24 protein-coding genes are annotated in these 26,368 nt (G+C 54.1%); 3 read left to right on the top strand and 21 right to left on the bottom strand.

Features of this window, described 5'->3' with window-relative positions; translation table 11 throughout:
- The 4 genes from LBW89_RS08125 to LBW89_RS08110 all read right to left on the bottom strand — a co-directional run bounded on the left by LBW89_RS08125 (nt 1) and on the right by LBW89_RS08110 (nt 5,912).
- Nucleotides 1-885: a carbohydrate ABC transporter permease gene (locus LBW89_RS08125; RefSeq protein WP_148451539.1), complete on the bottom strand. Its 885-nt coding sequence runs from the start codon at nt 883-885 to the stop codon at nt 1-3.
- Between the two features lie 66 nt (nt 886-951).
- Nucleotides 952-2,235 (bottom strand): extracellular solute-binding protein, encoded by a 1,284-nt coding sequence (locus LBW89_RS08120; protein WP_148451538.1) that lies wholly within the window; start codon nt 2,233-2,235, stop codon nt 952-954.
- Between the two features lie 111 nt (nt 2,236-2,346).
- Nucleotides 2,347-3,480, bottom strand: a complete 1,134-nt coding sequence (locus LBW89_RS08115; RefSeq protein ID WP_148451537.1) for an ROK family transcriptional regulator — start codon at nt 3,478-3,480, stop codon at nt 2,347-2,349.
- 1,058 nt (nt 3,481-4,538) lie between these two features.
- A complete protein-coding gene (locus LBW89_RS08110) occupies nt 4,539-5,912 on the bottom strand; it encodes a class I SAM-dependent rRNA methyltransferase (protein WP_148451536.1) in 1,374 nt (457 codons plus the stop codon).
- Nucleotides 5,913-6,065: 153 nt separating this feature from the next.
- Here LBW89_RS08110 and LBW89_RS08105 point away from each other — a divergent pair, with 153 nt between their 5' ends.
- Entirely contained in the window at nt 6,066-7,046 is a 981-nt protein-coding gene (locus LBW89_RS08105) for a Na/Pi cotransporter family protein (RefSeq protein WP_148451535.1), read from the top strand.
- Between the two features lie 24 nt (nt 7,047-7,070).
- On the opposite strand, the gene LBW89_RS08100 is transcribed toward LBW89_RS08105, so the two are convergent.
- From LBW89_RS08100 to LBW89_RS08065, 8 genes are all read right to left on the bottom strand, one after another.
- Nucleotides 7,071-7,502 (bottom strand): NUDIX hydrolase, encoded by a 432-nt coding sequence (locus LBW89_RS08100; protein ID WP_148451534.1) that lies wholly within the window; start codon nt 7,500-7,502, stop codon nt 7,071-7,073.
- Between the two features lie 120 nt (nt 7,503-7,622).
- Entirely contained in the window at nt 7,623-8,969 is a 1,347-nt protein-coding gene (gene mtaB / locus LBW89_RS08095) for a tRNA (N(6)-L-threonylcarbamoyladenosine(37)-C(2))-methylthiotransferase MtaB (protein WP_148451533.1), read from the bottom strand.
- 1 nt (nt 8,970) lies between these two features.
- Nucleotides 8,971-9,735 (bottom strand): 16S rRNA (uracil(1498)-N(3))-methyltransferase, encoded by a 765-nt coding sequence (locus LBW89_RS08090; RefSeq protein WP_148452632.1) that lies wholly within the window; start codon nt 9,733-9,735, stop codon nt 8,971-8,973.
- Nucleotides 9,736-9,828: 93 nt separating this feature from the next.
- Entirely contained in the window at nt 9,829-10,515 is a 687-nt protein-coding gene (locus tag LBW89_RS08085; RefSeq protein ID WP_148451532.1) for a site-2 protease family protein, read from the bottom strand.
- Between the two features lie 3 nt (nt 10,516-10,518).
- Nucleotides 10,519-11,487 carry a 50S ribosomal protein L11 methyltransferase gene (gene prmA, locus LBW89_RS08080; RefSeq protein ID WP_148451531.1) on the bottom strand — a complete coding sequence of 323 codons (969 nt, stop codon included), beginning with the start codon at nt 11,485-11,487 and terminating at the stop codon, nt 10,519-10,521.
- Between the two features lie 98 nt (nt 11,488-11,585).
- Nucleotides 11,586-12,713: a Gfo/Idh/MocA family protein gene (locus LBW89_RS08075; protein WP_148451530.1), complete on the bottom strand. Its 1,128-nt coding sequence runs from the start codon at nt 12,711-12,713 to the stop codon at nt 11,586-11,588.
- 151 nt (nt 12,714-12,864) lie between these two features.
- Entirely contained in the window at nt 12,865-13,047 is a 183-nt protein-coding gene (locus tag LBW89_RS08070) for a YfhD family protein (RefSeq protein ID WP_148451529.1), read from the bottom strand.
- 32 nt (nt 13,048-13,079) lie between these two features.
- Nucleotides 13,080-13,448, bottom strand: coding sequence for a hypothetical protein (locus LBW89_RS08065; protein WP_148451528.1), 369 nt, complete (start codon nt 13,446-13,448; stop codon nt 13,080-13,082).
- A gap of 205 nt (nt 13,449-13,653) precedes the next feature.
- On the opposite strand from LBW89_RS08065, the gene LBW89_RS08060 reads away from it, so the two are divergent.
- Together LBW89_RS08060 and LBW89_RS08055 are read left to right on the top strand one after the other, a co-directional pair.
- Complete coding sequence (locus LBW89_RS08060; protein ID WP_148451527.1) at nt 13,654-14,097, top strand: hypothetical protein; 444 nt, start codon at nt 13,654-13,656, stop codon at nt 14,095-14,097.
- Nucleotides 14,098-14,100: 3 nt separating this feature from the next.
- Entirely contained in the window at nt 14,101-14,379 is a 279-nt protein-coding gene (locus tag LBW89_RS08055) for a YxcD family protein (RefSeq protein WP_148451526.1), read from the top strand.
- Nucleotides 14,380-14,912: 533 nt separating this feature from the next.
- Here the strand turns inward: LBW89_RS08055 and dnaJ are convergent.
- From dnaJ to LBW89_RS08010, 9 genes are all read right to left on the bottom strand, one after another.
- Entirely contained in the window at nt 14,913-16,034 is a 1,122-nt protein-coding gene (gene dnaJ / locus LBW89_RS08050; RefSeq protein ID WP_225038935.1) for a molecular chaperone DnaJ, read from the bottom strand.
- Between the two features lie 145 nt (nt 16,035-16,179).
- Nucleotides 16,180-18,021: a molecular chaperone DnaK gene (dnaK, locus tag LBW89_RS08045; protein WP_148451524.1), complete on the bottom strand. Its 1,842-nt coding sequence runs from the start codon at nt 18,019-18,021 to the stop codon at nt 16,180-16,182.
- A 39-nt stretch (nt 18,022-18,060) separates the two neighbouring features.
- Nucleotides 18,061-18,657, bottom strand: coding sequence for a nucleotide exchange factor GrpE (gene grpE, locus LBW89_RS08040; protein ID WP_412066993.1), 597 nt, complete (start codon nt 18,655-18,657; stop codon nt 18,061-18,063).
- Nucleotides 18,658-18,723: 66 nt separating this feature from the next.
- Nucleotides 18,724-19,755, bottom strand: coding sequence for a heat-inducible transcriptional repressor HrcA (gene hrcA, locus LBW89_RS08035; protein ID WP_148451522.1), 1,032 nt, complete (start codon nt 19,753-19,755; stop codon nt 18,724-18,726).
- 104 nt (nt 19,756-19,859) lie between these two features.
- Complete coding sequence (locus LBW89_RS08030) at nt 19,860-20,327, bottom strand: N-acetyltransferase (RefSeq protein ID WP_225038934.1); 468 nt, start codon at nt 20,325-20,327, stop codon at nt 19,860-19,862.
- A gap of 137 nt (nt 20,328-20,464) precedes the next feature.
- On the bottom strand, nt 20,465-21,670 hold the full coding sequence (gene hemW, locus LBW89_RS08025) for a radical SAM family heme chaperone HemW (RefSeq protein WP_225038969.1): 1,206 nt from the start codon (nt 21,668-21,670) through the stop codon (nt 20,465-20,467).
- Nucleotides 21,671-22,367: 697 nt separating this feature from the next.
- Complete coding sequence (gene lepA, locus LBW89_RS08020) at nt 22,368-24,185, bottom strand: translation elongation factor 4 (protein WP_148451520.1); 1,818 nt, start codon at nt 24,183-24,185, stop codon at nt 22,368-22,370.
- A 95-nt stretch (nt 24,186-24,280) separates the two neighbouring features.
- The gene (locus tag LBW89_RS08015; RefSeq protein WP_225038933.1) at nt 24,281-25,237 is read right to left on the bottom strand and encodes an acetylxylan esterase; all 957 of its coding nucleotides are present in this window, start codon (nt 25,235-25,237) and stop codon (nt 24,281-24,283) included.
- 82 nt (nt 25,238-25,319) lie between these two features.
- Nucleotides 25,320-26,342 (bottom strand): glycoside hydrolase family 130 protein, encoded by a 1,023-nt coding sequence (locus LBW89_RS08010; RefSeq protein WP_148451518.1) that lies wholly within the window; start codon nt 26,340-26,342, stop codon nt 25,320-25,322.
- Nucleotides 26,343-26,368 lie beyond the last annotated feature (26 nt).

The raw sequence follows: 26,368 nt of genomic DNA, 5'->3' as shown, positions 1-26,368 counted from the left end.
TCACTCCGCTTTTTTGTATAGAATTTTGATGTAAATGAAGGCGAAAATCAGAATGAAGATCGACATCACAAACGCCAAGGACGAGCCGTAACTGAACTTGCCGAACATCATGGAGGTTTGATAGGTCAGGAAGGACAGCACTTGCGTTCCCCCGGCCGGACCGCCCCCGGTCATGATGTAGATGATGTCGAATACTTTGAAGGCTTCCATCGTCCGCATGATGAGCGCAACCAATATGGCCGGGCTTAACAGCGGAAGCGTAATGCTGAAAAATCTCCGGAACGCCGAGGCTCCATCGATTTTGCCCGCTTCATAGGCCTCTGCGGGAAGCGACTGCATGGCCGCCAATAAAATAAGAGTGACGAAAGCGGTGTTCTTCCACACATCGGCGATAATGATCGCGTTCATCGCCGAGAAGGAGGAACCCAGAATGTTAAAATGTCCGTCCGTGATACCAAGGGTGGCCAGCAATACAGTGATCGTTCCATGGTCCGGATCATATAGCCATTTCCATAAGACCGCGTTAACTATGGTCGGCAAAGCCCACGGGATCAGCATAAATCCTCTTACAAAGCCTCTTCCCGCGAATTTTTCATTCAGAATCAAGGCAAAGGCCATGCCGAGAGCGAATTCCAAGCCTACCGAAGTTACCGTAAAATACATCGTTCGACCGACGGCCTGCCAAAAGGACGAGTCCGAAAGAACTTTGGCGAAATTCTCAAAGCCTACGTAATCCCAAAGCTTGGGGTTGTCCAGCTTATGCACGTTTTTGGTCAAGTTAATAAAGCTGATAAAGATCGCATAGAGCAGCGGAAGCAGGGTGACGCTCAGGATGACAAGAAAACTGGGCAGCAAATATCCGAATGGTCTAAGTTTTTTGATCATACATACCTCCACATCCAAATGTGACTCCGCAGGCCTGGCGGGATATCCCGCCGAAGCGGGACCCGGTTAATTGCCGTTCGCCTGAAGTTCTTCCGTCGTTGCCACCAGCTCATCCAGCGCCGTCTTTGCATCCTTTTGACCGGTCAAGACCGACTGAAGAGCAATTTGCATGTTTTTGGAAAATTCATTGTAAGCATCCAACGAAGGGCGGGAAATCACCTGTTCCAGCTGTTTCTCCATATCCTTCAAAGCGGCAAAGTTCTTATTCAGATCCTCGTCGCTGTAGAGGTCCTTCCAAATCGGAAGAGAGCCGGCGTCCAGCGATTGCTGCTTTTGGACTTCCTTGCTGCCCAAATATTCGATAAACTTCCAAGCGGCGTCTTCATGTTCCGATTGCGGAGTGATCGCCAGGTACATGGACCCGGTAGCCGCCGTATGCGGAGCTCCTTCGGCCGCAGGGACCATCCCCACCTTCACCTTGCCTTTGACCTTGGAATCGCTGCCGTTCAGTTCTCCCCAGTAAAAGGACCAGCCGGCAACAAACGCCGTTTTTCCGTTTTTAAATGCATCCAGCACCTGACGGTCGTTGTAGTTGATCGACGCCTTGTCGATCACTCCGTTCTTCATGGAATCCGCCATGAACGTGAGTGCCTGAACTCCCTTCTCGTCATTGAACACCGGCTTGCCCGTTTCATCCATGAATTTCCCTCCGAACGAACCGAGGAATTCGGCAAAGTAAGCAACGAGGCCTTCATTGGCGCTCCATCCCCAAGCGCTGGCCGATCCGGGGGTTATTCCTTTTTCCTGAAGAGCCTGCGACATCGAGGTGAACTCGTCCCAAGTCACCGGCGGATGATCAAAACCGGCTTTCTTCAGCAGTTCCTCATTGTAGTAAAAGAACACGACGTCGTTAAACATCGGTACGCCGTAGATCTCTTCGCCCAGGCTTGCGATTTGCAGGCTCGCCGGCAGAATGCCCTGCTTCATTTCATCGGTGTACCGGTCCGTCACCGGAAGGATGAATCCGGCATTGGCATACTCCGAGGTCCAGATTTCATCGACGTCCACGATGTCGTAAGCCGCTTCACCGCTGGCGTTGAAGGAGGCCAATTCTTTATCGTGCAGCTGATCGTAGGCTACATGATCCAGAACCACCTTAATGTCCGGGTTTTTCGCGTTGAACTCCTCCACCGCTTTTTCCCGGAAGCCTGCAAAGTCATCGCTCGACAAAATGCGGATCGTTTGAACGCCGCCGTCATCGGCCGGGTTTGCCGATTTTCCGCCGGAACATCCGGCAAGCAGGGACGGAATGAGCACAAGGGACATGATACCGAGTAACGACTTTTTCATGAAATAACCCCCATTTGATATATGTTAGTTTGTTCTTAGTACAAACAAATTAAATACGGTGCGGCTCTCCATTCAGAGCCTCTTGTTGACTGAACTTGAACTTTTCTTTTTTTATAGATCCTCCGCATCCTGCAGCTGCTGGAACACGTAAGCGACAGCTCCCAGTCCTCCGGCATCCCTGCCCAGACGGGCCAACTTAATCTCCGTCGGAATCGGCGTTAGGTCGGATACCTGCTTGCGGATGTCCTCAATGACGGTAGACATGGAGCCGGATACGCCCCCGCCGATAATGACTCGCTGCGGATTCAACAAGCTTACGATATTCGCAATGGTGATCGACAAGTATTGCACGAATCCGTCAATAATGCGAACCGCCTCAGGCTCTTCGCGTGTATAGCGAGCAAAAAGCTCTTCGGGAGATATCCCTTTTCTCTCCAAAGCGAAAGCCGAGATTTGCTGTTCGAAAGCTCCCGTCTCTCCGGGATCGTTCCTTCTGTTCCGGGCCAGGTCTTCCCGGTCGATAAAACGGTTGATTTCTCCCGCGGAGTACCGATAGCCTTCTATTAGTTCGCCGTTGGCGATAATAGCGCCACCCACCCCGGTTCCTATGGCGATGAAGAACATATTGTCCGTCATTCCCTCGCTGCCCAGCCACCTTTCACCCAGCGCGGCAAAATTGACATCGTTGTTGACATAAATCGGGAACGCAAAATAGTTTTTCGCCTTCTCAACCAGATTGATGTTTCCCCAGTTCAATGCGGGCACGTCGAGGATAACGCCTTCCCTGCTGTCCACAATCCCCGGAAGCCCGATCCCCATCCCGAGGATACGATCTTTTTCGATCCCGGATTTTTGAATAAACGCTTGAATCAGTTCCAGTGTCTCTTCCACGGTTGCCGTCGTTTTACATTCTTCTTTATACTCGATTTCACCGTCGAGGTCGGTCAGTACGATCAAAGTTCGAGTCCGCCCGATATCGACGCCAATGCCGTACCCCGATTTCGGATTAAAGCCGAGCTCGATCCCCCTGCGGCCTCCTTCCTTGGTAGAATCGCCCAATCCGGTTTCCACGACAAACTTCTTTTTGATCAACTCGTTGACGATGGAGGTAACCGTAGATCGGCTTAAGCCTAATTTCTTGGCTACTAAAGCTCTGCTGATTTTTTTCTCGCTGCGGATCATGTCCAGAACCAAGTTCCGGTTGATCTTCTTGATAAGGTCCAAACTTCCGGTTCGATTGTACAACCTCTCCCCTCCTTCATTCAGTTTCGTCGGAGAACAAACAAACTAAATTTAAAGTAATTATAACATGTCGAAATATGCTGTCAATAGTGAAAGCGATGTCATTTAAAAATAATGTTACAAAAACTAACATTGGATTTCTAAATATTGTGAAAATACATCAAAAACTTGATATTCACTTCGTTTTATGTGACATAAACCTAACATTATAGTGTTATCTTTAAAAAAAGACCGTTCGATTTTCATAATCAAACGGTCTTCTCTGAGTTTGTATAAAAGGCCAGGGTCGGAGGCTACACACTAACGGGAAAATCTCCCGTTAATGTGCCTCCCTTTAGCATCTGAATCGGATTTAGCTGGAAAAACTCCATCTATTTCGCGGCACATTGGCCGATATACACCAATTCAAGCGAATTAACTTGAGGTTTTCCAGCTAAATCACCTCAAGCAGCTGCGTACGCTCCAAACTAACGGGAAGAATTCCCTTTAATTTGAGCCAAACAATTAAAAATGCACTCCAGCGCAATTTTCCCAGGCCCTCGCTGTCGCTGTAATAGCGGGTTTGGCCCGTTATTCCGGCCCGACTTGGCTCCCCCAGGCATAATAAAGGTCAAAAAGGGCTTTATTGCTCTGGTACGGGTCCCAAAATCCACTGACGTTGCATTAAAACTGATATGATGCTGCCTGTCCGCAACTTTTTGTGGCCGTCCGTTATAATAGCGGCGTTTTGGGCCGCTATTTCGCCCAGATTCGCTTTTTCGGGAAGAATAGCGGTCAAAAGAGGCCCTATTTCTCTGGTTCGAGCTCAAAAATTCGGTTTTTGCCCGACTTTCTCTAAAATAAGGCTCCAAAGGACCGCTATTTCACAGCAAAGAGCCAAATTCGACAAAATAGCGCCGCAAATGGCCCTTATCCACCCGCTCGGCTTCAAAGGGAGGCGGTTACGACCATTAGACCCATCGGGTTATTGCAACCCTCTAGTGCCTAAAATGCCGCTTTCCCGCCTGCCCTGCTTTCAAAGGAAAAACGGGCATCGCTGAACAGGATAAGTTCCGCCTGCTTTAGAAGTTTTTGCTGCGCACTTCAAAAATGGCGAATTTCAAATAATGTCCCTCATCCACGCCCAAAATTTGCGGATGGTCTTTTCCGGCCGCCCGCCACTCTACCAGACGAAGGATCTTGCCGGCGTCCGCCGCCGCTTCCCGAATCGTCTCCAGGAACAAATCCGGCCGCATATGGTAAGAGCAACTGGCGGTGACCAAATAGCCGCCCTCGTTGACAAGCTTCATCCCGTGCAGATTGATGTCCTTGTATCCCCGGCAAGCCCCCTTTACCGCGCTGCGCGTCTTGGCGAAGGCCGGCGGATCCAGGATCACCACGTCCCAGGTCCGACCGCCGCCAGCGGTCATCGGCACGGAGGTGTCGGCCTTGGCGCCGGCCGCCGCCCGGGCGCTTCGTTCCGCGAGCCCCTTCACCTGGCTGCGCAAATAATCGAACGCGTCCGCCACGACGAACTCGACGCGCTCACCGAAGCCGTTCAGCTCCACATTCTCCTTGGCGCTTTCGATCGCATGCTCGGAAATGTCGAGACAGGTGACTTTTTTGGCGCCATACTGACAGGCATGAAGCGTAAAGCTTCCCGTATGGGAGAAGCACTCCAGTACGGTGGCGCCATCCCAATACGGAAAGGTCACTTCCTTGCCGTTCCGGTTAACGGGAAGCCGGCGGATTTCTCCGGCTTCGTTCGGCACGTCCTGAAGCGCGATCCCGCTCCGCTCCCCCCAACCGGTCATCAGCGGCCGGATGGAGGCGCGGTTCTCCCGCTGGTCGAAGAAGTACCCGGTCTTCTGCCCCTCTTCGATATCGACGCGGATCTTCAGCCCGTTCTCCGTCACGGTCACATGGCGCGGCGGCGTACCGTAAAGCGGGCCTTTCACCTGCTCCAATCCTTCCATCTCGCGGATCGGCACATCGCTACGCTCGTAAATCCCCGCCGGACGGAGCACGGCGACCAGCGCTTCGACGATCGCTTCCCGGCATAGATCCATGCCGAGCGTCAACAGCTGGATGACGAGGACGTCGCCGAAGCGGTCCACGATCAAACCGGGGAGGAAATCCGCTTCCCCGTATACGAACCGATAAGCGTTCTCGTCTTTGACAAAACGCTCGCGATGCTTGAGACATTCCCGAAACCGGCGCTCGAAGAAGCCGGCATCCATCGCTTCCAACGGGGTAAAAGACACCGCGCGGACCGTGATTTGCGAGGCGGCGTTATAATACCCCGTTGCCAGAAAACGGCCCCGGTGGTCGAGAACCTCCACGAGGCTGCCCGGAGCCGGATCCCCCTCCACACGCTCAATCTCGCTTTTGTAAACCCAAGGATGACCTTGTTCCAGCCGCTTTTTGCGGCTGCGCTGCAATATAACCGATGCCACGATATTCAACTCCCGTAAAAGGTGATGGAACTTAGGGCCGCACCCGGCGGGCCCTGAAGCGATAAACCAACGATGCGAAATTACGCAGCATGGACCGCTGCGGCCAAGCATATATGTAACTTGTACACTTCGGTAGGACAGGAGGCGTCACTATTGTTTCACGAGCTCATCTTCCCCGTAACCTTCGGGCTGGCCCTGTTCCTGTTCGGCATGAAGCTGATGGAAGCCTCGCTTCACGCCTGGGCGGGCCCCGGATTGATCCGGGCGCTGCAAGCCACGACGCGGACGCCATGGACCGGCATGATTTCCAGCACCTTTGTGACGGCGGCGCTCCAAAGCAGCACGGCGGTGACGGTCATGACCATCGGTCTGGTCAATGCCGGGCTCCTGTCCTACGCGCGGACGCTCGGCATTATCCTCGGCGGCAATATCGGCACCTGCCTGACGACGGAGCTGATCGCCCTGAACATTTCCAGTATCGGCGTCCCGCTGCTGATTCTATCCGTGCTTCTTTGGGCGGCGGCCGTCGCCATCCAAGAGATGCTCCCCGGCTACCGGGACGCTAAGTGGTTCCGGCTGCTGACGCCGATCCAGTTCGCTTCGCTGGCCGCCGCCGGCTTCAGCCTGATTATGATCGCCATCCGCTGGATGCAATCGGCCGGCCCCGCGCTGGAAGCTTACGGCGTCATCGGCTGGCTGCTAGATCACGCCGGCGACAGCCTGCTTTGGGGCGCAGCCGCCGGCGCGGCGTTGACGGCGCTCGTACACAGCAGCGCCGCCACCATCGCGATGACCATGGGCCTGGTCGCCGCCGGAACGCTGCCGCTCCCGCTAGGCATCGCCATGGTGATCGGCTCCAACGTTGGCACCTGCGTTACCGCCGTCATCGCCTCGCTCGGCGGCTCGCGGTCCGGCAGCTTTGTCGCCTGGTCGCACGTAGCGCTCAACGTGCTGGGGGCGGCGCTGTTCCTCCCGCTAACCCAGCTGTTGGGCACCGCCTCCGCCTGGATCTCCGACGACCCGGCCGCCCAGATCGCCCATTCCCAGACGATATTCAATGTCGTCTGCTCCCTGATCGCCCTGCCGTTTTGCTATTTGCCGATTTGGAGCCGCATGGAACCCGCCGTGAAATGATAAACGAATGATAAGAATCCGATGTTAGAAATTCAGGTTCAGCATTTTCAAAGCCTTTTCCAAAATAAAATCGTTGTTGTCATACCCCGATTTCAGTTGCTTCTCCCAGGCTTCCTTCGGTTCATACCAGGCGACGCCGCGGATTTCCTCCACTTGGGGACGGAGCTGGCCGCCCCGGCTTTCGACGAGGTAGTAGTGCACCTCCTTGTCCACGGGCCCGTGAACAGGATGGTGATAAGTGTATGCGATGATATCGATCAATCCGTCAATCTGCCCGATCAAGCCGGTCTCTTCCCGAATTTCCCGCAGCGCGGTCTCTTCGATCGTCTCCCCGGGCTCTCTTTTTCCTTTGGCAAAAGAAAACCTGCCGTACCGGTCTGTGATGAGCTGAATCTGAAGCCGTCCGGCGGTCCTGCGGTACACGACGCCTCCGGCGGATATTTCCTTGTCCGGCAATTTCCTCGCCTCCTTACTCCGTATTACCCCAATCGGCAACAAGGACTTCAACCCTGACGGGTGAAATCCCTGTTAACTCGATCCTATGCAATTTCGGTCCCAAACGAGCGAACCGGCGGACTAGGCCAACGCTTGGGCGCTGGCCGCTCCGTCCAGAACGCGGACCAATTGGCCTTCGCTCGTATTGGCGTCCGCTTTTGTCAGCTTGACCCGGCACATCTTGCCGGCGAGATCCGGCGTTCCGTCAAAACGGATTTGCAGGTAGTTGTCGCTGAATCCGGTGACGAAACCTTCTCCCCACACGCCCTTTTCGTCGCGCTCGGGAATGACGTCCAGCACTTGCCCGACGAACTTCTCGGCATACGAGAGCTGCATCTGCTCGGACAGATCGATCAGTTCCTGAACACGGGCATGCTTGATCTCTTCGTCCACTTGATCCTCCATCCGGGCTGCAGGCGTGCCTGTCCGTTTGGAGTAAGGGAACACGTGCATTTCCGAAAAACCGATCCGTTTGATCGCTTCATAGCCCTCGCGGTACAACTCCTCGGTTTCACCGGGGAAGCCGACGATGATGTCGGTCGTAATCGCCACATCCGGCATGAAGTCGCGGATTTTCTTGATCTTTTCTTCGAATTCTTCGATCGTATATTTGCGTCTCATCCGCTTAAGCACTTCATTGCTTCCGGCTTGCAGCGGGATGTGGAAGTGACGGCACATTTTGGAGGAGCCCTTCAGCACTTCCAGCATGCGGTCGTCAATCTGGCTCGCTTCAATGGAACTGATGCGAATGCGGCCCAGCCCCTCCACCTTGTCAAGATCCCACAGCAGATCGGACAACCGGTAGTTCTCCAAATCGTCCCCGTAACCCCCGGTATGGATGCCCGTCAAAACGATTTCGTTATATCCCGCGGCCACGAGCTGCCGGGCCTGGGCGACCACGCTCTGCGGATCCCGGCTGCGGGACAGTCCGCGAGACCACGGAATGATGCAGAACGTGCAGAAATTGTTGCATCCCTCTTGGATTTTCAGGAAGGCCCGCGTATGATCCGCGAAATCGGGAACATCGAGTTCCTCGAATTCCCGCGTTTTCATAATGTTCCGAACCGCGTTGATCGGTCTGCGCTGGGCCTGGATTTCTTTCACGTACGGAATGATCTTGTCGCGGTCCTGCGTCCCGATGACGAGGTCCACGCCGGGAATATCCAGGATTTCCGCCGGCGACGTCTGCGCGTAACAGCCGGTTACGGCAACGATCGCATCGGGGTTGCGCCGTACGGCCCGGCGGATAATTTGCCGGCTCTTCTTATCCCCCGTATTGGTCACGGTACAGGTGTTGATCAGATAAATGTCGGCCGTCTGCTCGAAATCCACCTGTTCGTATCCTTCATTTTTAAACAGCTGCCAAATCGCTTCGGTATCGTAAAAATTCACTTTACAGCCGAGCGTATAAAAAGCAACGGATGGCATGTTAAATTCCCCCCATTTCTCCGGATTCATACATGATGCAGGTCAGGGCGGCCATCGCGGCCGTCTCCGTGCGCAGGATTCGTCGTCCCAATCCCGCCGGAACGGCTCCGGCCTTCTCGGCCTCCGCCACCTCCTGTTCGGAGAATCCGCCTTCCGGACCGACGATGACCGCCACGCGGCAGGTCCGTCCGGATGCAAGCCGCGCCGAGAAAGGCTTCAGCACATCGCGCAGCTGCTGACCGTGCTCTTTCTCATAGCACATGCATACGAGGTCGAAGCCGTCCAGCATAGACAGCATCTCACGCCAGGAGACGGGCGCCTCGATCGCCGGAATTCGACTGCGGTGCGCCTGCTCGGCCGCTTCCTTCGCAATTTTGCGCCAGCGTGCGGTTCGCTTCTCTTCTTTTTTTCCGTCGTATTGCACGACGGTCCGTTCGGAAATGAACGGCAAAAAAGCGGAAGCGCCGATCTCCGTACATTTCTGGATCACGGTCTCCATTTTGTCGCCTTTCGGCAAGCTCTGCGCAACGGTAACCTCCACCGCCGGTTCCCCGGTCGGTTCCAGCATCTCTATAATCTCCGCCGTGACTTCCTGCGGATCCAATGTAACGATTTCGGCCAGCGCTACGCGGTTTACGCCGTCGCTGACAATCAGCTTGTCGCCCGGTTTCGATCGCATGACTTTGCCGATATGACGGGCGTCGTCGCCCGCAATGACCACGGACGTGTCGTGAAACTGGCCGGGATCTATAAAATACCGCTGCATCTTAATCATTCCTTGCCTTCAAAATCGCCAAAATACATCATACAACTTTTGTTTTCAGCTTTCCAGTGTTAGTTCCCGGCAATATTTCATGTCCTAGCCTCCGAGGATCGTATGGAAGAAGACCAGGAAGTGGCTCGCAAGAAAGTTGGCCGCTTTGTAGAGCGGTTCAATCGTGTACTGCTGCATTCCGGGAACAATAAGAATAATCAGGAAAATAAGCAGCGACCATTGCTCGAACTGCTGAAGCTTGCCCAAAACCCGGCGCGGCACGATATCCTCCAAAATCCGGTATCCATCGAGCGGCGGCAGTGGAATCAGGTTAAACAGGAACAAGAAAAAGTTCATCACAACGAACAAATTAAAAAATGTGTCCAAAGCGAGCGACAATTTGTCCTGCGGGCCGAAGGGGTTAACCACCCCGTACAGGATTAGCGCTGCGTAGATCGCCGCGCCGACGACCGCCAGCAGCAGATTGCTCAGCGGGCCGGCGGCGGATACGATGACGCCCATGACGCGAGGTTTGCGGAAGTTATCCCGGTTGACGGGGACCGGCCGCGCCCAGCCGAATCCCGCGATCAAAAGCAGGATGATCCCCAGCAGGTCGAAGTGGACCGCCGGATTTAATGTTACCCGGCCCAATAACTTGGCGGTCGGGTCTCCGAATTTATTGGCGAAATAAGCGTGGGAAAACTCATGTAACGTAAAGGCGATCACCAGGGTCAGCAAATAAAAAGGAAGCTGGTCCAGGGGAACGCGCAATATTCGATCCAAAAACTCCATCGGCTACCTCTTTCTCGCCACGAAAGCGACCCAATCTTCTTCCCGGGCCGTCTGTTCGATCTCAAAGCCCGCGGCCGTCAAGGCCTCCTCCACCACCTGCTCCTTGTTCTTGTAGATGCCGGAAGCGATATAATATCCCCCGGGTTGCAGGGCTTCATAAACATCCTCGATAAAGAGCAGGATAATCTCGGCCAGTATATTGGCGACCACCACCCGGACCGGAAGCTTTACGTTAACCGTGGCTTCGGCGCCTTTTTTCAAGACGGACAGCAGATCGCTCTCCACCACCTGAATCCGGCTCTCCAGCTGGTTCAGTCTGGTGTTCTCCAGTGCGCTCGACACCGCTACGGGATCCAGATCCAGCGCCAGCACGCGGGAAGCGCCCAAACGGCAAGCGCCGATCGCCAGAATGCCCGAGCCTGTGCCGACGTCGATGACTTCATCCCCGTCCTGAATGATGCCTTCCAGCGTCCGCAAACAGAGCGAGGTCGTCGGATGCGTCCCTGTTCCGAACGCCATCCCCGGATCAAGCTCAATGATGCGTTCGTCGGGGGATGCCGGTTCGTACACCTCCCAGGTCGGCTTGATCGTCAGCCGGTCGGACACGCGCAGCGGTTTGAAATACTGCTTCCAGTTGTTGGCCCAGTCGTCTTCACTGACTTCCCGCACCGCAAGCTCCGGCGTTCCGGGGTCGATGTCGTACGTCCGCAGCTCTTCAATCCGTTCCCTTACCTCGCGAATCACTTCATCGATATCGACGCTCTCGGGGAAATAGCCGCTGATTTTGGCTTCTCCCTCGGGAATATCGTTCGGCGGGATTTCAAACCATTGGCCCAGCGACGTATCGCGCGGTTTGTCGTTGTCGACATGCTCTTCGATCGTAACGCCACCGGCTCCCGCTTCATGCAGGAAGTTGGAAATCATCTCCACCGCTTCCTCGGTTGTATGTATAGTCAGCTCTTTCCAGATCATCGTAAGATTTCCTCCTTGAAATTCGTGCATGAAATCTATTGTACTATAGATTGAAAAGAGTGACAAAATCGCTGTTCATAATGGTGACAACGCGTTCTCTATATCTTGATTACCGTCGAGACCGAAGCCTCTTTAATCTCTTCCGCGGAGACTTCTCTGCCCCGTTGGTGCGATAGATAAAGCCCCTCGCTGATCAGCATGGTGTTAAGCGCGATTTGCGCCGTCGGCAAAAGCGGAACCTGACCGGACAGAGCGGCGGCCCAATGGTGCTGGGAGGAGGCGTACGCGTCGGGAAACTCGCTCAACCGGCGGTGCCGGAGAAGCGCCTGCTCCAAATCCACTCTGCAGTCCATATCCAGATCCGCGATCGTGGTATGGTAAGAGAAGGCGTTTGACGCGGATTCCGACACCGCCCCCGAAAAGCGGACGCCTCCCTCCGAGCCGGCGATGGCGCTGCCCTCCAGCCCCCCGAGATGCAGGGCCCAGGATTCGATGATGTCGAGGGTGACCCCTCCGGCAAATCGCACGAACCCGGCCCCCATCTCCTCCACATTAAAGCCGCTGAGGTTTCTGCGAGCTTCGTCCATGGCCATTTCCTGATAGGTCTGCCCGGAAACCCGCTGAACCTCGGGATTGCCCAGCAGATACAGCATGCGGGAAATGTGGTAGACGCCCATGTCATAAATGGCTCCGCCGCCGGCGGTCTCTTTTCGCGTAAACGCGGCGGTTCCGTAACCGTCCACGAAAGGGCGGCCGCGTCTCCGGAAGCCCGTGGACCGGGCGTGATACAGCTTTCCCAGTTTGCCCGCGTCAATCAGCTGTTTGGCTGCCCAAGTTTCCGCGTCATAAAGCTTGGCGAGCTGGATATGGAGCATTCTGCCGCACCGCTCCGCATCCTCCACCATTTTGAGCCCGTCTTTGTAAGAGCCTGCGATCGGTTTTTCGCAATAGACATGCTTTCCGGCCTCCAGGGCGGCGGACGTCACCGGCTGGTGCAAATTGTTATGCAGGCATACGTCGACCGCGGCAAGCTCCTCCTCCCGAAGCAACTCACGAAAATCCGTATAGACCCGGGGAATTCCGTAAGCGGCCGCGACCCGCTTCGCTTCCTCCGCGTGGACATCGCAAACGGCCGCCACTTCCACCGCGGGAATTTGTTGATATTGGTCCAGATGCATTTTGCCGATTTGGCCCGCACCGATCAATCCGATCTTTATTTTTTGCATTTCCGTCCCCTTCCGCCTTTCTTCCGATTCTTCAAGTTTGAAATAATTGCATTTACAATAATATGTTTGCTTCGCACTGTCAATCGAGAACGAATCGAGAACGGCAAAGAAACCGCCGGATGCAGCTCCGGCGGTTTCTCCACCCGTTTTTCTAGGTCCAGTCGTGCTGTCCTTTCTGCCGGTTGTCGGCCCGCTCGCTGCGCTCGATCGCCTCCCAGTCTTCCTGGTCCGCAAGCTCCTCGGAAAACTCGACATCCCGGTTGTACCCGACCTCCAAATGTTTTCCGCTGGCCGGTACTTTTCGCGTTACGCGGTCGTGATTGGACTTGTTCATGGACGGCCCTCCTTTCCTGTCTTTAAACTCCGTTAGATCTGTCCGCCCGCTTCCTCTATGATTCGGAGTGCCTGATGATGTACCGACTCATCAACGACCGCCGTAAGCAATATATCCCGCCCGGTCGGCCCCCCTTGGCCTCCATGGCTCAATCCGCTGGCCGCGGGGTCCGCCGCGCTTAGAATCCCCGCCGACTGATTGGTAATCGCGGCATCCTGGGTGATGGCGGATAAACTGCTCACCTTGCCGGTGATGGGGTTAAACGGATCATAGCCTTCGCCGGGGTAACGGCTGAACCGGTTGATCGATAGGTCAATCACACGCAGGGCGTTCAGCTTTCTGGCCACGCCTTCGGCCTCCTCGGGGCTTTTGAAATAGGCTAGAATGTTCTTTTCGGCCATATGCAGAACCTGCCTTTCTCTTGCTGCTGTATGGAACAGGAGGAACCCCGTTCCTTGGGATATTAGGATGCGGCTTTTCTAGAGGGTTTATTCGATTTTTGCTCCGAAAAAATATTGATTAAAAATTGAAACGTTCTTCCGGCTCGCCCGTATTACAGGTATGGCATTAGAACATACTAAATTCATTAGGAGGGTTATTACTTTAATGCTAAAGAAAATGTTGATGATTATGATGGCGTTTACTTTGATATTCGCCGTCACCTCGCCCGGGCTCGTGGATGCCAAACGCGGCGGCGGTTTCAAATCCGGCCCCCGTTCCTATACGCCGGCACCGAAAAAGTCGACGGACAACGTGCAAAGATCCGGTGACACTTCCGGGACCAACAAATCCGGTACGACGGCCGGCACCACTGCAAACCGGGGATTTTTTAGCGGCGGCAGCTTCATGAAAGGGTTGATGATCGGCGGTCTCGCCGGCATGCTGTTCGGCGGATTGTTCGGCGGCATGGGCTTCCTGGGCAACCTTCTCGGCCTTGCGGTAAACCTGCTGGCAATCTACGTAATTATCGCGATCGGGGTTGCGCTCTACCGCCGGTTCAAGCGACGTCCGCAGCCTAGCGACGATCACTACCGCGGGGGAAGATATTAAAGTATGGTATTGAGCATGGACGAAATCATTAATGCGATCTGCCTTCACACCGCGGACCGAACCGGCGTAAGACCGACGGACGTCCAGGTGGAACTGAGCTGGGACGAGGACACCGGATATACCGGGGAAGTCTGGGTGAACGGCCGAAGCAGGTACATTGTGGAAGCGAATATCATGGAAGCGATCATGCAGTACGTATATAAAGAATACGGCGTCAGAGCGTTTCGGGAAGATATTACCCTCGATTTGGACGAGGAGATTATCGCCCATATCCGGTCATAAAATCCGGACTACACAAAACGGTACAAGGCAAACCGCCTTGTACCGTTTTTTCGTGCTAGACATGGTCATGCCACAGAAAAAAGGAGCGGCCTTAAAACCATCGGTCGATGATTTTAAGCCACTCCTGTTTGATGAACTATTAATTTGCATATTAGACAGTGGTGGAAAGGGTTCTTTTTACACTCTTGACCTGCAACTAAGGGTTTGATTCAAATTAACAGGAATTCTTCCCGTTAATTTGGAGCGTATGCGGCTGCAGAAGCGAATTAGCTGGAAAACCTCCCGTTAATTCGACTGAAATGGTGTATATCGGCTATAGGGCCGCGAAATAGATGGAGCTTTTCCAGCTAAATCCGATCGAGGGGCCAAGAGCGGTACATTAACAGGATATTTTCCCGTTAATATACAGACTCCCACGGCGGAACCCTATATCTACAATTGCGGAAGTTGGCAACGTAGTTCCGAAACCCTAACACATCCTTGCCCAACGCCAATTTACTTTAGTTCAACCTATACTTCAACCTGTTGGCGTGCTAGTCTCCGCGGAATGCCCGTTTCATACGATCAAAAAACGATTGCTCATTCTCGTGCGTATGTTCTCCGTCCAATGCGGCGAACTGGCGCAGCAGTTCCTTCTGCTCTTCGCTCAAATTGCTCGGGGTAACCACCACCACTTTGATATGCTGGTCGCCGTTCCCGATGCCGCGCAGCCTAGGCACTCCCTGACCCTTCAAGCGGAAGTACCGGCCTGTCTGGGTGCCGGCCGGAATTTTCACCTTAGCTTTTCCGGTCAGCGTAGGGACTTCGATCTCGTCTCCCAAAGCGGCTTGGGCGAATGTTAAAGGAAATTCGCAGTAAATGTCGTCGCCTTCGCGATCGAAAAACTCATCCGGCTTGACGCGAATCACGATATACAGGTCGCCCGCAGGACCTCCACGCAGACCGCCTTCGCCTTCTCCGGACATCCGCAGTTGGGCGCCGTCGTCGACCCCCGCGGGGATGCGGACATGAATTTTCCGCTGCTTCTTGACCTTGCCGCTGCCGGCGCATGTCGGACATTTCTCCCGGATAATTTGCCCCCGTCCGCCGCAATGGCTGCAGGAACGGCGGTTGACCATCCGCCCGAACGGCGTGTTCTGCACGACTTCCTGCTGTCCCGATCCGTGGCAGACCGAGCAGGTTTCCGGCTTCGTGCCCGGTTTCGCTCCCGAGCCGAAGCAGGTGTCGCAATTTTCCGTCCGCGGAATGGTGATATCCGTCTCTTTACCGAACACCGCTTCCTTAAATTCGATGGTCATCGCGTACTGAAGGTCGTTTCCGCGCTGCGGGGCATTCGGATCACGACGCCCGCCGCCCCCGAAGAACATGTCGAAAATATCGCCGAAACCGCCAAAATCACCGCCGCCGCCGAAACCGCCGCCCATCCCCTGGTTCGGGTCGATATGCCCGTACTGGTCATACCGGGCGCGTTTGCCGGAATCGCTCAATACATCATAAGCTTCCTTGACTTCCTTGAACTTGGCCTCCGCATCCGACGCTTTGTTGACGTCAGGGTGATATTGACGCGCCAGCTTGCGGTAGGCTTTCTTGATCTCGTCGTCCGAAGCGTTCTTGCTGAGGCCCAGGACCTCGTAATAATCTCGTTTCTCAGCCATCCTTCCACCCCTTTATGACTTGATAGATGCGCCGGGCATAGTTCCCCAATCCGGCAAAAGGAAAGTCAAAGCACGGAAACAGCCCGCACTTTGACCTTCCCAGTTCACCTAAGTCTATTCACCGGTATATCGGCCTGTGATTTTGTTAGCCTTGCTTCTTGTCTTCGTCCACGACTTCGTACTCGGCGTCGACGACGTTCTCCTTGCCGTCGCCCGCCGAAGCGCCTTCCGCGCCGCCGGCTTGCTGCTGCTGAGCCGCTTGCTCATACAGCTTCACGGACAACTGCTGTACGATCTCGGACAATTTTTCCGTCGCCGATTTGATCGTTTCCAGGTTGTCGCTTTCCAGCGCCTTCTTCAGCTCGTCTTTGGCGGCGTTCGCTTTCTCCGCTTCGGCCGCGTCGACTTTATCGCCAAGATCTTTCAAAGTCTTGTCAACGCTGTAAATCAGTTGGTCGCCGGTATTCTTCGCTTCAACCAGCTCTTTGCGCTTCTTGTCTTCTTCGGCATGAAGCTCGGCGTCCTTCATCATGCGCTCCACTTCTTCATCGCTAAGACCGCTCGAGGAAGTGATCGTGATTTTTTGGCTCTTGCCGGTGCCTTTATCTGTGGCCGAAACGTTAACGATCCCGTTCGCATCGATATCGAACGTAACTTCGATTTGCGGCACGCCGCGCGGTGCCGGCGGAATGTCGCCGAGCATGAAGCGGCCGAGGGTTTTGTTGCCCGCCGCCATTTCGCGTTCCCCTTGCAGAACGTGGATTTCAACGCTAGGCTGATTATCGGCGTAAGTCGAGAAGATCTGCGATTTGCTTGTCGGAATCGTCGTGTTCCGCTCGATCATTTTGGTGAATACGCCGCCGGCGGTTTCGATACCGAGCGAGAGCGGAGTCACGTCGAGCAGAACGACGTCTTTCACGTCGCCGGTCAGAACGCCCGCCTGAACGGCTGCCCCGAGCGCAACCACTTCGTCCGGGTTCACGCCTTTGTGCGGCTCCTTGCCGGTCAATTTCTTGATCGCTTCCTGAACGGCCGGAATCCGGGTGGAACCGCCGACCAGCACGACCTTGTCGATATCGGCCGGCGTCATCCCCGCATCGCTGAGCGCGCGGCGAGTCGGCCCCAAGGTGCGTTCTACGAGATCCGCGGACAATTCTTCGAACTTCGCACGGGTCAGGTTAACTTCCAAGTGCTGAGGCACGCCGTCCGCAACGGTGATAAACGGAAGGGAAATCGTCGTTGTCAGAACGCCGGACAATTCCTTTTTCGCTTTCTCCGCCGCATCCTTCAGCCGCTGTACGGCCGCCTTGTCCTTGCTCAAGTCGATGCCTTGATCCTTCTTGAATTCGGCTACCAGGTAATCGATGATCACTTGGTCGAAGTCGTCGCCGCCGAGATGGTTGTCCCCGCTGGTCGCTTTAACTTCGAAGAAGCCGTCGCCGAGCTCCAGGATCGAAACGTCGAACGTACCGCCGCCAAGGTCGTATACGAGGATCGTCTGGTCTTCGGCTTTCTCCAAACCGTAGGCCAAAGCGGCCGCCGTAGGTTCGTTGACGATTCGCAGCACTTCGAGGCCGGCGATTTTGCCCGCGTCCTTGGTCGCTTGACGCTGGCTGTCGTTAAAGTAGGCAGGTACCGTAATAACGGCCTGCGTAACCGGTTGGCCGAGGTAAGCTTCGGCGTCGGATTTCAATTTTTGCAGAATAATGGCGGAAATTTCTTGCGGCGTGAATTCTTTGCCGTCAATCGTTTCCTTGTGGTTCGTACCCATATGTCTCTTAATCGAAATAATCGTGCGGTCCGGATTGGTAATCGCTTGACGTTTCGCCGTTTCGCCGACGATCCGCTCCCCGTCCTTCTTGAAGCCTACAACCGAAGGGGTTGTACGAGCGCCTTCCGGGTTGGGAATAACGACGGCTTCGCCGCCTTCCATAACCGCAACGCATGAGTTGGTGGTTCCAAGGTCAATACCGATAACTTTGCTCATAGGAAAATATCCTCCTTAATAGTCGCTATGACAGATCTGTTAGCCGCTTACTTTGACCATAGCCGGGCGAAGCACCTTATCCTTCAGAAGATATCCCTTCTGAACGACTTCCACGACGGTGCCTTCCTCATATTCATCGCTCTCCACCTGCATGATCGCCTGGTGGAATTCCGGATTGAACGGAGTGCCGACAGGTTCCATCGCCGTCAGGCCTTCCGTCTTCAGAATGCCTTCCAATTGGCGGAAGATCATCTCCACCCCTTTGGCATAAGAAGAAAGGTCCGTATTCTCGGCCGTCGTGCTCAAAGCGCGTTCGAAGTTGTCGATTACCGGCAGCAGCTCGGTAATGAGCTTGGCCGAGGCGTATTTCCCCAGCTCCTCCTTTTCCTTCAGCGTACGCCGACGGAAATTATCGAAATCAGCCTGAGTACGGAGCAGACGCTGTTTGTGCTCCTCCGCTTCAGCCCGCAGCTTTTCTAGTTCGGCTTGCCCTTCCTCCGAGTTCTCCGCAGCCGTCTCTTCGAGAACCTCCGGCTCTTCGGCCGATACAGGCTCCTGGTCGTTCTCGGCGTTCACCTTCAATTCCTCTTCCACACCCGTCTGGATGTTGTCTTGAATCGGTTCTTGTTCCTTCAAGATGTCACCTCCTTAACAATAACTAAAGCCAGATTAGTGTTTCCTTAGATACGTCATCCTAAAGGATCAATGCATCCGGGACAAAAACCGGGACAAGTCCTTGGACAAAATATCGAGAATGCCGATAACCCGGGCGTATTCCATGCGGGTAGGCCCCAAAATGCCGATCGTGCCGACCGCTTCGCCTTCGATGGCGTAAGTCGCCGTGATCAAGCTGCAATTGGCGAAGGCCTCATGATCGTTCTCGGTTCCGATCCGGACTTGAATGCCGGAGCTTGCGGAAGCCGAAGTCATCATCCTTAGCAAAGTCGGCGTCTCCTCAAACAGGTCGAGAATGCTCTTCACTTTGTCGACATCGCGGAATTCGGGCTGATTCAGCATATTGGTCGTACCGCTGAGGAACAGACGCTGCCCGTCCTGATCCTTGTCCAGCGCTTCTTCCAGTACGCTCATCAACTCCTCGAAATGCTCCACATGCCGCTGCATTTCCTGCCCGATTTCGTTGTACAGGGCCGTCTTCAATTTATAGATCGGCACGCCCGTCAACTTGCGGTTCAGCAGATTTACGACCTTCTCCATCTCCGACACGGACAGTCCGGAAGGAATCGAGACCGTTTTGTTCTCGACTTGCCCCGTGCTCGTCACAATGATCGCCACCGCCGTGGTCTCATTGAGCGGCAGCAGTTGAAAATGCCGTAAGGACGTGTGAAAAACTTCCGGCCCGAGCAGGATGGAAGTGTAGTTCGTCATATGGGACAAGATCGTCGCGGCATGCTGGATGACCTGTTCAATCGCATTCAGTTTTTCCGCAAAAAAAGCTCTCATCATTTTAAATTCATCGGGCGAAATCAGATTCAAAGGTGCCAGATGATCCACATAATACCGGTAGCCTTTATGAGAAGGGATACGGCCAGCCGATGTATGGGGCTGCTCCAGAAAACCCAGTTCCTCCAGATCGGCCATCTCGTTGCGAATGGTCGCCGGACTGTACCCGACGTCGCCGCGCTTGGAGATGCTTCGGGATCCCACCGGTTCCGCCGAGCGAATATAATCATCCACAATAGCCGTTAAAATCATTCTTTGGCGTTCCGTCAACATGGAAATCCCTCCTGGTAACAATTTAAACTTGCTCGTTAGCACTCTAGATCGTCGAGTGCTAAACTATATTACAAAAATACCAAACCGACCCGACGATTGTCAAGTCAGTCCAGTATCTTGAGTACGGCAATCTCGTCGCAGCAATGCTGCTTGGCGCAATTCACGCAATCGGTCCAAACTTTCTCGGGGAAAATTTCTTTCTCCACCACGGCAAATCCGTTTTTCAAAAAGAAGGATACCTCATAGGTCAGCGCCATAATCTTAGGGATCCCCTGACGCTTTGCCTGCAAAACGAGCTCCTCCACCAGCATGGAGCCTAACCCCCGGCCCTTATAACCTTCGGCGATGCCCAGCGAGCGGATTTCCACCAGTTCCTCTCCGAGCCTGCACAGCGATCCGCAGCCGACGATCCGTCCATCCATTTCGGCGACGACAAAATCGGAAATTTGCCGCTCCAACACGGCTCGGGAACGGGGCAGCATAATGCCTTGGCGGGCATAGCCTTCAATCATCGTAAATAACGGCTCAACATCTTCAAGTCTCGCTTGTCTGCAAACGGCTACGGCCGGCATCCTCTTTCCCCCTTAAACTGTGCACTTATAATATGAATAAATATACAGTATGGCGTATAAAACTTCAAGAGAGAAAGTGAGCTTTTCAAGAAGCCGCGATTCGGAGCGATTTTTGGAGAGCCAAAAACCCGCCCCGCTTAGGAAGTCAAAGCCCCGATAAACTCGGCGAACACTTCGTTGCCGAAGAGCACTCCTTTTTCACTGAGACGATAACCGCCATGGTCTTCATGCATTTCAAGCAACCCTGCCGAGGTCATTTTATGCAGCGGCGAGCGAAACGTTTCCTCCAAAGAAGAGCCGAACTGTTCGGCAAAATGGGAGAGCCGGATACCATCCAGCATCCGAAGTCCGACCATGACGAAATCCTCCATCGCCTCCTCTTTCGTAACCTCGAACTGCTCCAAACGCGGCAGCCCTTGCTTGCAAGCTTCGACATAGGGATTGACACCCTTGATGTTGATATGGCGGCGGCGCTTGACGTAGCCGTGTGCGCCGGCTCCGAGGCCGTAATAATCTTCATTTCGCCAGTAGGTGATGTTATGCCGGCTTTCATATCCCGGTTTGGCGAAGTTGCTGATTTCATACTGTTTGTATCCGGCCGCCTTCATCCGATCCATCAGCAGCAGGTACATTTTCAGCTCATCCTCCTCGCCCGGCAAAGGAAGCTGATTTTTTTGATACAGAGTATGGAACAAGGTATTCTCCTCAACCTTTAAGCTATAGATCGAATAATGCGGCAGCCCCAGCTCCAGCGCCCGGCTCACGCTGTAATCCAGCATCTCGACCGTTTGATTCGGCAAACCGAACATGAGGTCGATCGATAAATTATGGAGCCCCGCATTCCGCGCGTTTTCCAGACTGCGGTATACATCGTCCGTGTTGTGGATCCGTCCGATCCCGGAGAGCAGCTCGTTCTGGAAAGCCTGCACGCCGAAGCTCACGCGGTTGACGCCGCCGGCCTTCATCACGGCCAGTTTCTCCGCGTCCGTCGTCCCGGGGTTCGCTTCCATTGTGAATTCGATATCGTCCGCCCAGTTCGGAAAGTGGCGGCGGACGGAATTCAGGAAATACTCCATTTCCTGTGGATTCAGCACCGTCGGCGTCCCTCCGCCGACAAAGATCGTCTTGATCTCCTCCGGCGGCGTCGCCTGCACCGTCAGTTCCATTTCGCGGTCAAGCGCGCGCAAATAATCCATAACCGGCTGATCCTTCAGCACATAGGAATTAAAATCGCAGTAGAAGCACTTATTGGTACAAAACGGGATGTGTATATAAACCGCCTTCGGAGCGTTGGCGTGATGTTTCCCTGTCACAGGCATTCCCTGAGGATGGGGGGGTGTCATTTCGTTCATGGGCGATGCCTCCAATTCTTAAATTAGTTCGTCTATCGGTTCAAACATTAAATATTCAATTATATAAATTGAACTATTGATTTATTTGTAAGGCAGCCGGACCCCGTCAGAACTTGATAACATACAATTCCTGCATATGTGCATGTTTTTTTCTTGTTTGGGACCCAAAATTTCAAAATTCCTGCAAATCTGCAGGAATTTTCGACGAAACCGCCTCGTTTCTCTAAAATCGCTGGAAATTCCTGCAGATTTGCATCTTTTTTCGCATTCCCTCGAGGACCGGCCTAAAATACCTGCAGATTTACATCTTTTTGGAGTTGGAGGTTTGGAAGCACACTAGGCGCCTCTTTGGAAGTGACATATCACTTCCATTAGCCCCATTAGCCATTAATCCATCTTTTCCTTTCGGTATACATCGTAGCTTGAACACTCCTATGATAACGACCTCATCAGATGGTTTTTGGCTATAAGCATCACTACACCACCCGCATAGCAGGTGTTTTTTTGTTTCGCACGCTTCGCGAGCTCAACTGGGTAAAGCCGCAAATTAAAGGAAAGCCCGCGGGCTTTCCTTTAATTAGGCTCTTATCTTCATATTGGGCGGACCTGGTGCACTTTCAGACAACGCACCTTATTTCGGCCCGATTCGAATTTTTTGACAATCAGGCTGTCCAAAAGGCCTTGCGGCTTACTTGTCGTCAATCTTCAGAACCGCCATAAACGCTTCCTGCGGAACTTCGACATTGCCGACTTGTTTCATCCGCTTCTTGCCTTCCTTCTGCTTCTCCAGCAGCTTCCGCTTCCGCGAAATGTCGCCGCCGTAGCACTTGGCAAGCACGTTCTTGCGCATCGCCTTAACCGTTTCGCGGGCGATGACCTTCGTGCCGATGGAAGCCTGGATCGGCACCTCGAACATCTGGCGCGGAATCAGTTCGCGCAGCTTCTCGCAAATGATCCGGCCGCGGTGATAGGCCCGCTCCCGGTGCACGATAAAGGACAGGGCGTCGACCTGTTCCCCGTTAAGCAGAATGTCCATCTTCACCAGATTGGACTGCCGGTAGCCGGACAGTTCGTAATCGAAGGAAGCGTAGCCCTTCGTGCTCGATTTCAACTGATCGAAGAAATCATAGACGATTTCCGACAGCGGAATCTGGTACGTGATCGTGACGCGCGTCGTATCGAGATACTCCATGTTCACGAATTCGCCGCGCTTGCTTTGGCAAAGCTCCATGACGGTTCCGACATAGTCGTTAGGAACGATAATCGCGGCCTTCACGAACGGCTCCTCCACGTACTCGATCTTCCCGACTTCCGGATAGTTGGAAGGGTTGTCGATCGAGATCGTTTCGCCGTTGGTCAGCGTTACATGGTAGATAACGCTCGGCGCCGTCGTAATGAGCGGAATGTTGAATTCGCGTTCGATCCGCTCCTGGATGACGTCCATATGCAGCAGACCGAGGAAGCCGCAGCGGAATCCGAAGCCGAGCGCGCTCGACGTCTCCGGTTCGAAGCTGAGCGAAGCGTCGTTGAGCTGAAGCTTCTCCAGCGCTTCGCGCAGATCGTTGTAATCCGACGTATCGATCGGATACAGACCGCAATACACCATCGGGTTGATCTTGCGGTAACCCGGGAGCGGTTCGGGAGTCGGATTCTTGGCATCCGTTACCGTGTCCCCGACCCGGGTGTCGCCGACGTTCTTGATCCCGGCCACGATAAAGCCGACATCGCCGACATTCAGCTCGTCCACGATCGTCATTCTCGGCTTGAACGCGCCCACCTCGATGACTTCGAACGTTTTGTCCGTCGCCATCATCTTGATTTTGGAGCCGGCTTTGATATGACCGTCGATGACACGAACATAAACGATAACGCCTTTATACGGATCGTAATGCGAATCGAAAATCAGCGCCTTCAGCGGCTGATCGGGATCTCCCGTCGGAGCCGGCACCTTCTGCACGACCTGCTCCAAAATCTCCTTGATGCCGATGCCCGCTTTGGCCGAGGCCAGCACGGCTTCGCTGGCATCCAGGCCGATCACATCCTCGATCTCCTGCTTCACGCGATCGGGATCGGCGCTTGGCAGATCGATTTTGTTGATTACAGGCAAAATTTCAAGGTTGTTGTCCAGCGCCAGATAAACATTGGCCAGGGTCTGCGCTTCGATCCCCTGCGCGGCGTCCACGACAAGCAGAGCCCCTTCGCACGCGGCAAGGCTGCGCGAAACCTCATAGGTAAAATCGACGTGCCCCGGCGTATCGATCAAATTCAACAAATACTCTTCCCCGTCATCCGCACGATAGGCCAGGCGAACCGCCTGCAGCTTAATCGTGATCCCGCGCTCCCGTTCCAGGTCCATCTGGTCCAGTACTTGCTCCTGCATCTCGCGGGAGGTCAACGCGCCGGTATATTCGAGAATCCGGTCGGCCAGCGTCGATTTGCCATGGTCTATATGTGCGATAATACTGAAATTACGTATCTTTTCCTGTCTTGCCCGAATATCTGTCATCCTTACCCCCACCACAAATCCTTGAAGTACAATCAATTTATTATATCAGTTGCAAAGGGCGGCATCAATCCGGGGGCCGGCAAAAGACGACGATTTTACAGTTTCAGCACCTCTTGCAGCACCCTGTCGCTTAAATTCGGCAAATATTCGTGCCCGTACTCGTGGTATACCACCAGTTCTTTTTCCGCTCTGATCTTGTTGTATACGGCGAATTGCGTAACCGGGGGACAGATCGGATCGGCCAGCCCCGTCACGAAAATCACGCGGGCCCGGATCCGGTCCGCCAGATTCTGAATATCGATATATCCCAGCTTATCGAACACCTCGGCTTCCCGCGTATGCAGCGGGTCCATAAAGCGGAAGTAATAAGCGATCTCCTCATAAGCCGAGGACGTCACGTCCAGTTCCCAGGCTTTTTTGTAATCGCACAGAAACGGATAGACCGGGATCGCTAGCTTGACCGAAGGCTCTAAGGCGGCGCAAGCCACCGTCAGCGCCCCGCCCTGGGAGCAGCCGTGGACGGCGATTTTGTCCGCATCCACCTGTTCCATGGATTTAAGGATACGGACCGTTTGCGCCAAGTCCAAAAAGCAATTGCGGTAATACAACTGATCGGGATCCTCTTCATCGATCCCCCGGATAATATGGCCTTTTAATGTTGTTCCTTTAACGACGGACCGATCTTCGGAAAGCCCGCCTTGACCGCGGCAGTCCATCGCGATCACGGTGATGCCGTGGGCGGCGTAAGCCGCCTTGTCGAACCAATCCCCGCTTCCGCCGTGATAGCCGTGGAACAGCGCCAAGCCCGGCCCCTTCCCCTCCCGGTGTCTCGGTCTCACATATTTCGCGTGGACTCTGGCTCCTCCTACCCCGGTAAAATATAAATGGTAGCATTCCGCAAGCGGAGTTTGAAAATCCGCCGGAACCAGTTGAAACTTTAACGGTTGGGCGTCCAATTCCGATAACGCTCTCGCCCAATAAGCGTCAAAATCCAGGGGCCTCGGACTAATTCCCGTGTATTTTAACAACTCGTCCAGTTTATCATTGGCCATTCGGCAAACCTCCCATTATAAACGGATAATCCCATCCATAAGGATGGGATCCGTTCTCTTCCTTTTGTCTTCATTATACAGCCTACATTACGCCGATTTCCGCGTCGTCGCCCACCGTTTCATGGGTCGCCTTCACGTAATCCACGATCTCCTGAACGGTCGTATAGGCTACACCGACATAAGTATCGGCCGCACCGTAGTATATCGCGATTCTCCCCGTTGCTGCATCGGTCAGCGTAGCGCACGGGAACACCACGTTCGGAACAAAACCGCGTTCCTCATACCATTCCTCGGGAGTCAGCACGTAAGTGCTGGACCGATATTTCACTCTGGACGGTTCGTCCAGGTCCAATATAACCGCCCCCATGCTGTAAACCAATCCGTTGCAGGTACCCGTTACCCCATGGTAAAACATCAGCCAGCCCTCGCTTGTCTCGATCGGAGCCGGTCCGCCCCCGATTTTGACGGATTGCCACCAGCCTTGGCCGCCTTTGCTCATCACATGACGGTGCTTGCCCCAGTAGACGAAATCCGGACTTTCGCTCAGGAACACATCTCCGAACGGAGTATGGCCGCTGTCGCTGGGACGGGAGAGCATCATGAAATTGCCGTTGATTTTTCTCGGAAACAGTACCCCGTTGCGGTTGAATGGAAGAAAAGGATTTTCCAAGCGAATAAAAGACTTGAAGTCCTTCGTTTTCGCTACCCCGATGGAGGCTCCGTAAAAATCGGTGCACCAGATAATGTAGTAAGTGTCCTCGACCTTCACCAGCCGGGGATCATAGGCATAATTCGGCTGAAACGGTTGTCCCGCCTCATTGACGAACGGAATGCGCTCCTCGTCGATCTTCCATTGAAGCCCGTCATCGCTATATCCCAAATGCAAATGCGGCCGGCCGTTAATCGTTTCCGCGCGGAATACGCCGACAAACTTACCTTCATAAGGAACCACGGCACTATTGAAGATTCGGGCGATGCCCTTTGCCGGATTTCTCCCGATCACCGGGTTTTCGGCATGTCTCCATACCGGGCCGACGGCCCCTTCCGGTTTGTCCTGCCAAGGCAGGTTGGACAAATTTTCTCCGATAATTTGAACTTTGGACATGAGAAGTTCCCCTTTCCGACGATTAC

It is taken from the genome of Paenibacillus sp. alder61, assembly GCF_020179875.1.
Classification (GTDB): Bacteria; Bacillota; Bacilli; order Paenibacillales; family Paenibacillaceae; genus Fontibacillus; species Fontibacillus faecis.
Note: the sequence above shows the minus strand (reverse complement) of the source record. Positions and strands in the feature narration are given on the sequence as shown.

Excerpts from the sequence above, each read along its gene's own strand:
- LBW89_RS08125 (WP_148451539.1), bottom strand. The coding sequence starts at position 885 with ATGATCAAAAAACTTAGACCATTCGGATATTTGCTGCCCAGTTTTCTT.
- LBW89_RS08120 (WP_148451538.1), bottom strand. The coding sequence starts at position 2,235 with ATGAAAAAGTCGTTACTCGGTATCATGTCCCTTGTGCTCATTCCGTCC.
- mtaB (WP_148451533.1), bottom strand. The coding sequence starts at position 8,969 with ATGCCATCCGTTGCTTTTTATACGCTCGGCTGTAAAGTGAATTTTTAC.
- LBW89_RS08090 (WP_148452632.1), bottom strand. The coding sequence starts at position 9,735 with ATGCAGCGGTATTTTATAGATCCCGGCCAGTTTCACGACACGTCCGTG.
- LBW89_RS08085 (WP_148451532.1), bottom strand. The coding sequence starts at position 10,515 with ATGGAGTTTTTGGATCGAATATTGCGCGTTCCCCTGGACCAGCTTCCT.
- prmA (WP_148451531.1), bottom strand. The coding sequence starts at position 11,487 with ATGATCTGGAAAGAGCTGACTATACATACAACCGAGGAAGCGGTGGAG.
- LBW89_RS08075 (WP_148451530.1), bottom strand. The coding sequence starts at position 12,713 with ATGCAAAAAATAAAGATCGGATTGATCGGTGCGGGCCAAATCGGCAAA.
- LBW89_RS08070 (WP_148451529.1), bottom strand. The coding sequence starts at position 13,047 with ATGAACAAGTCCAATCACGACCGCGTAACGCGAAAAGTACCGGCCAGC.
- LBW89_RS08065 (WP_148451528.1), bottom strand. The coding sequence starts at position 13,448 with ATGGCCGAAAAGAACATTCTAGCCTATTTCAAAAGCCCCGAGGAGGCC.
- LBW89_RS08060 (WP_148451527.1), top strand. The coding sequence starts at position 13,654 with ATGCTAAAGAAAATGTTGATGATTATGATGGCGTTTACTTTGATATTC.
- LBW89_RS08055 (WP_148451526.1), top strand. The coding sequence starts at position 14,101 with ATGGTATTGAGCATGGACGAAATCATTAATGCGATCTGCCTTCACACC.
- dnaJ (WP_225038935.1), bottom strand. The coding sequence starts at position 16,034 with ATGGCTGAGAAACGAGATTATTACGAGGTCCTGGGCCTCAGCAAGAAC.
- dnaK (WP_148451524.1), bottom strand. The coding sequence starts at position 18,021 with ATGAGCAAAGTTATCGGTATTGACCTTGGAACCACCAACTCATGCGTT.
- hrcA (WP_148451522.1), bottom strand. The coding sequence starts at position 19,755 with ATGTTGACGGAACGCCAAAGAATGATTTTAACGGCTATTGTGGATGAT.
- LBW89_RS08030 (WP_225038934.1), bottom strand. The coding sequence starts at position 20,327 with ATGCCGGCCGTAGCCGTTTGCAGACAAGCGAGACTTGAAGATGTTGAG.
- hemW (WP_225038969.1), bottom strand. The coding sequence starts at position 21,670 with ATGACACCCCCCCATCCTCAGGGAATGCCTGTGACAGGGAAACATCAC.
- lepA (WP_148451520.1), bottom strand. The coding sequence starts at position 24,185 with ATGACAGATATTCGGGCAAGACAGGAAAAGATACGTAATTTCAGTATT.
- LBW89_RS08015 (WP_225038933.1), bottom strand. The coding sequence starts at position 25,237 with ATGGCCAATGATAAACTGGACGAGTTGTTAAAATACACGGGAATTAGT.
- LBW89_RS08010 (WP_148451518.1), bottom strand. The coding sequence starts at position 26,342 with ATGTCCAAAGTTCAAATTATCGGAGAAAATTTGTCCAACCTGCCTTGG.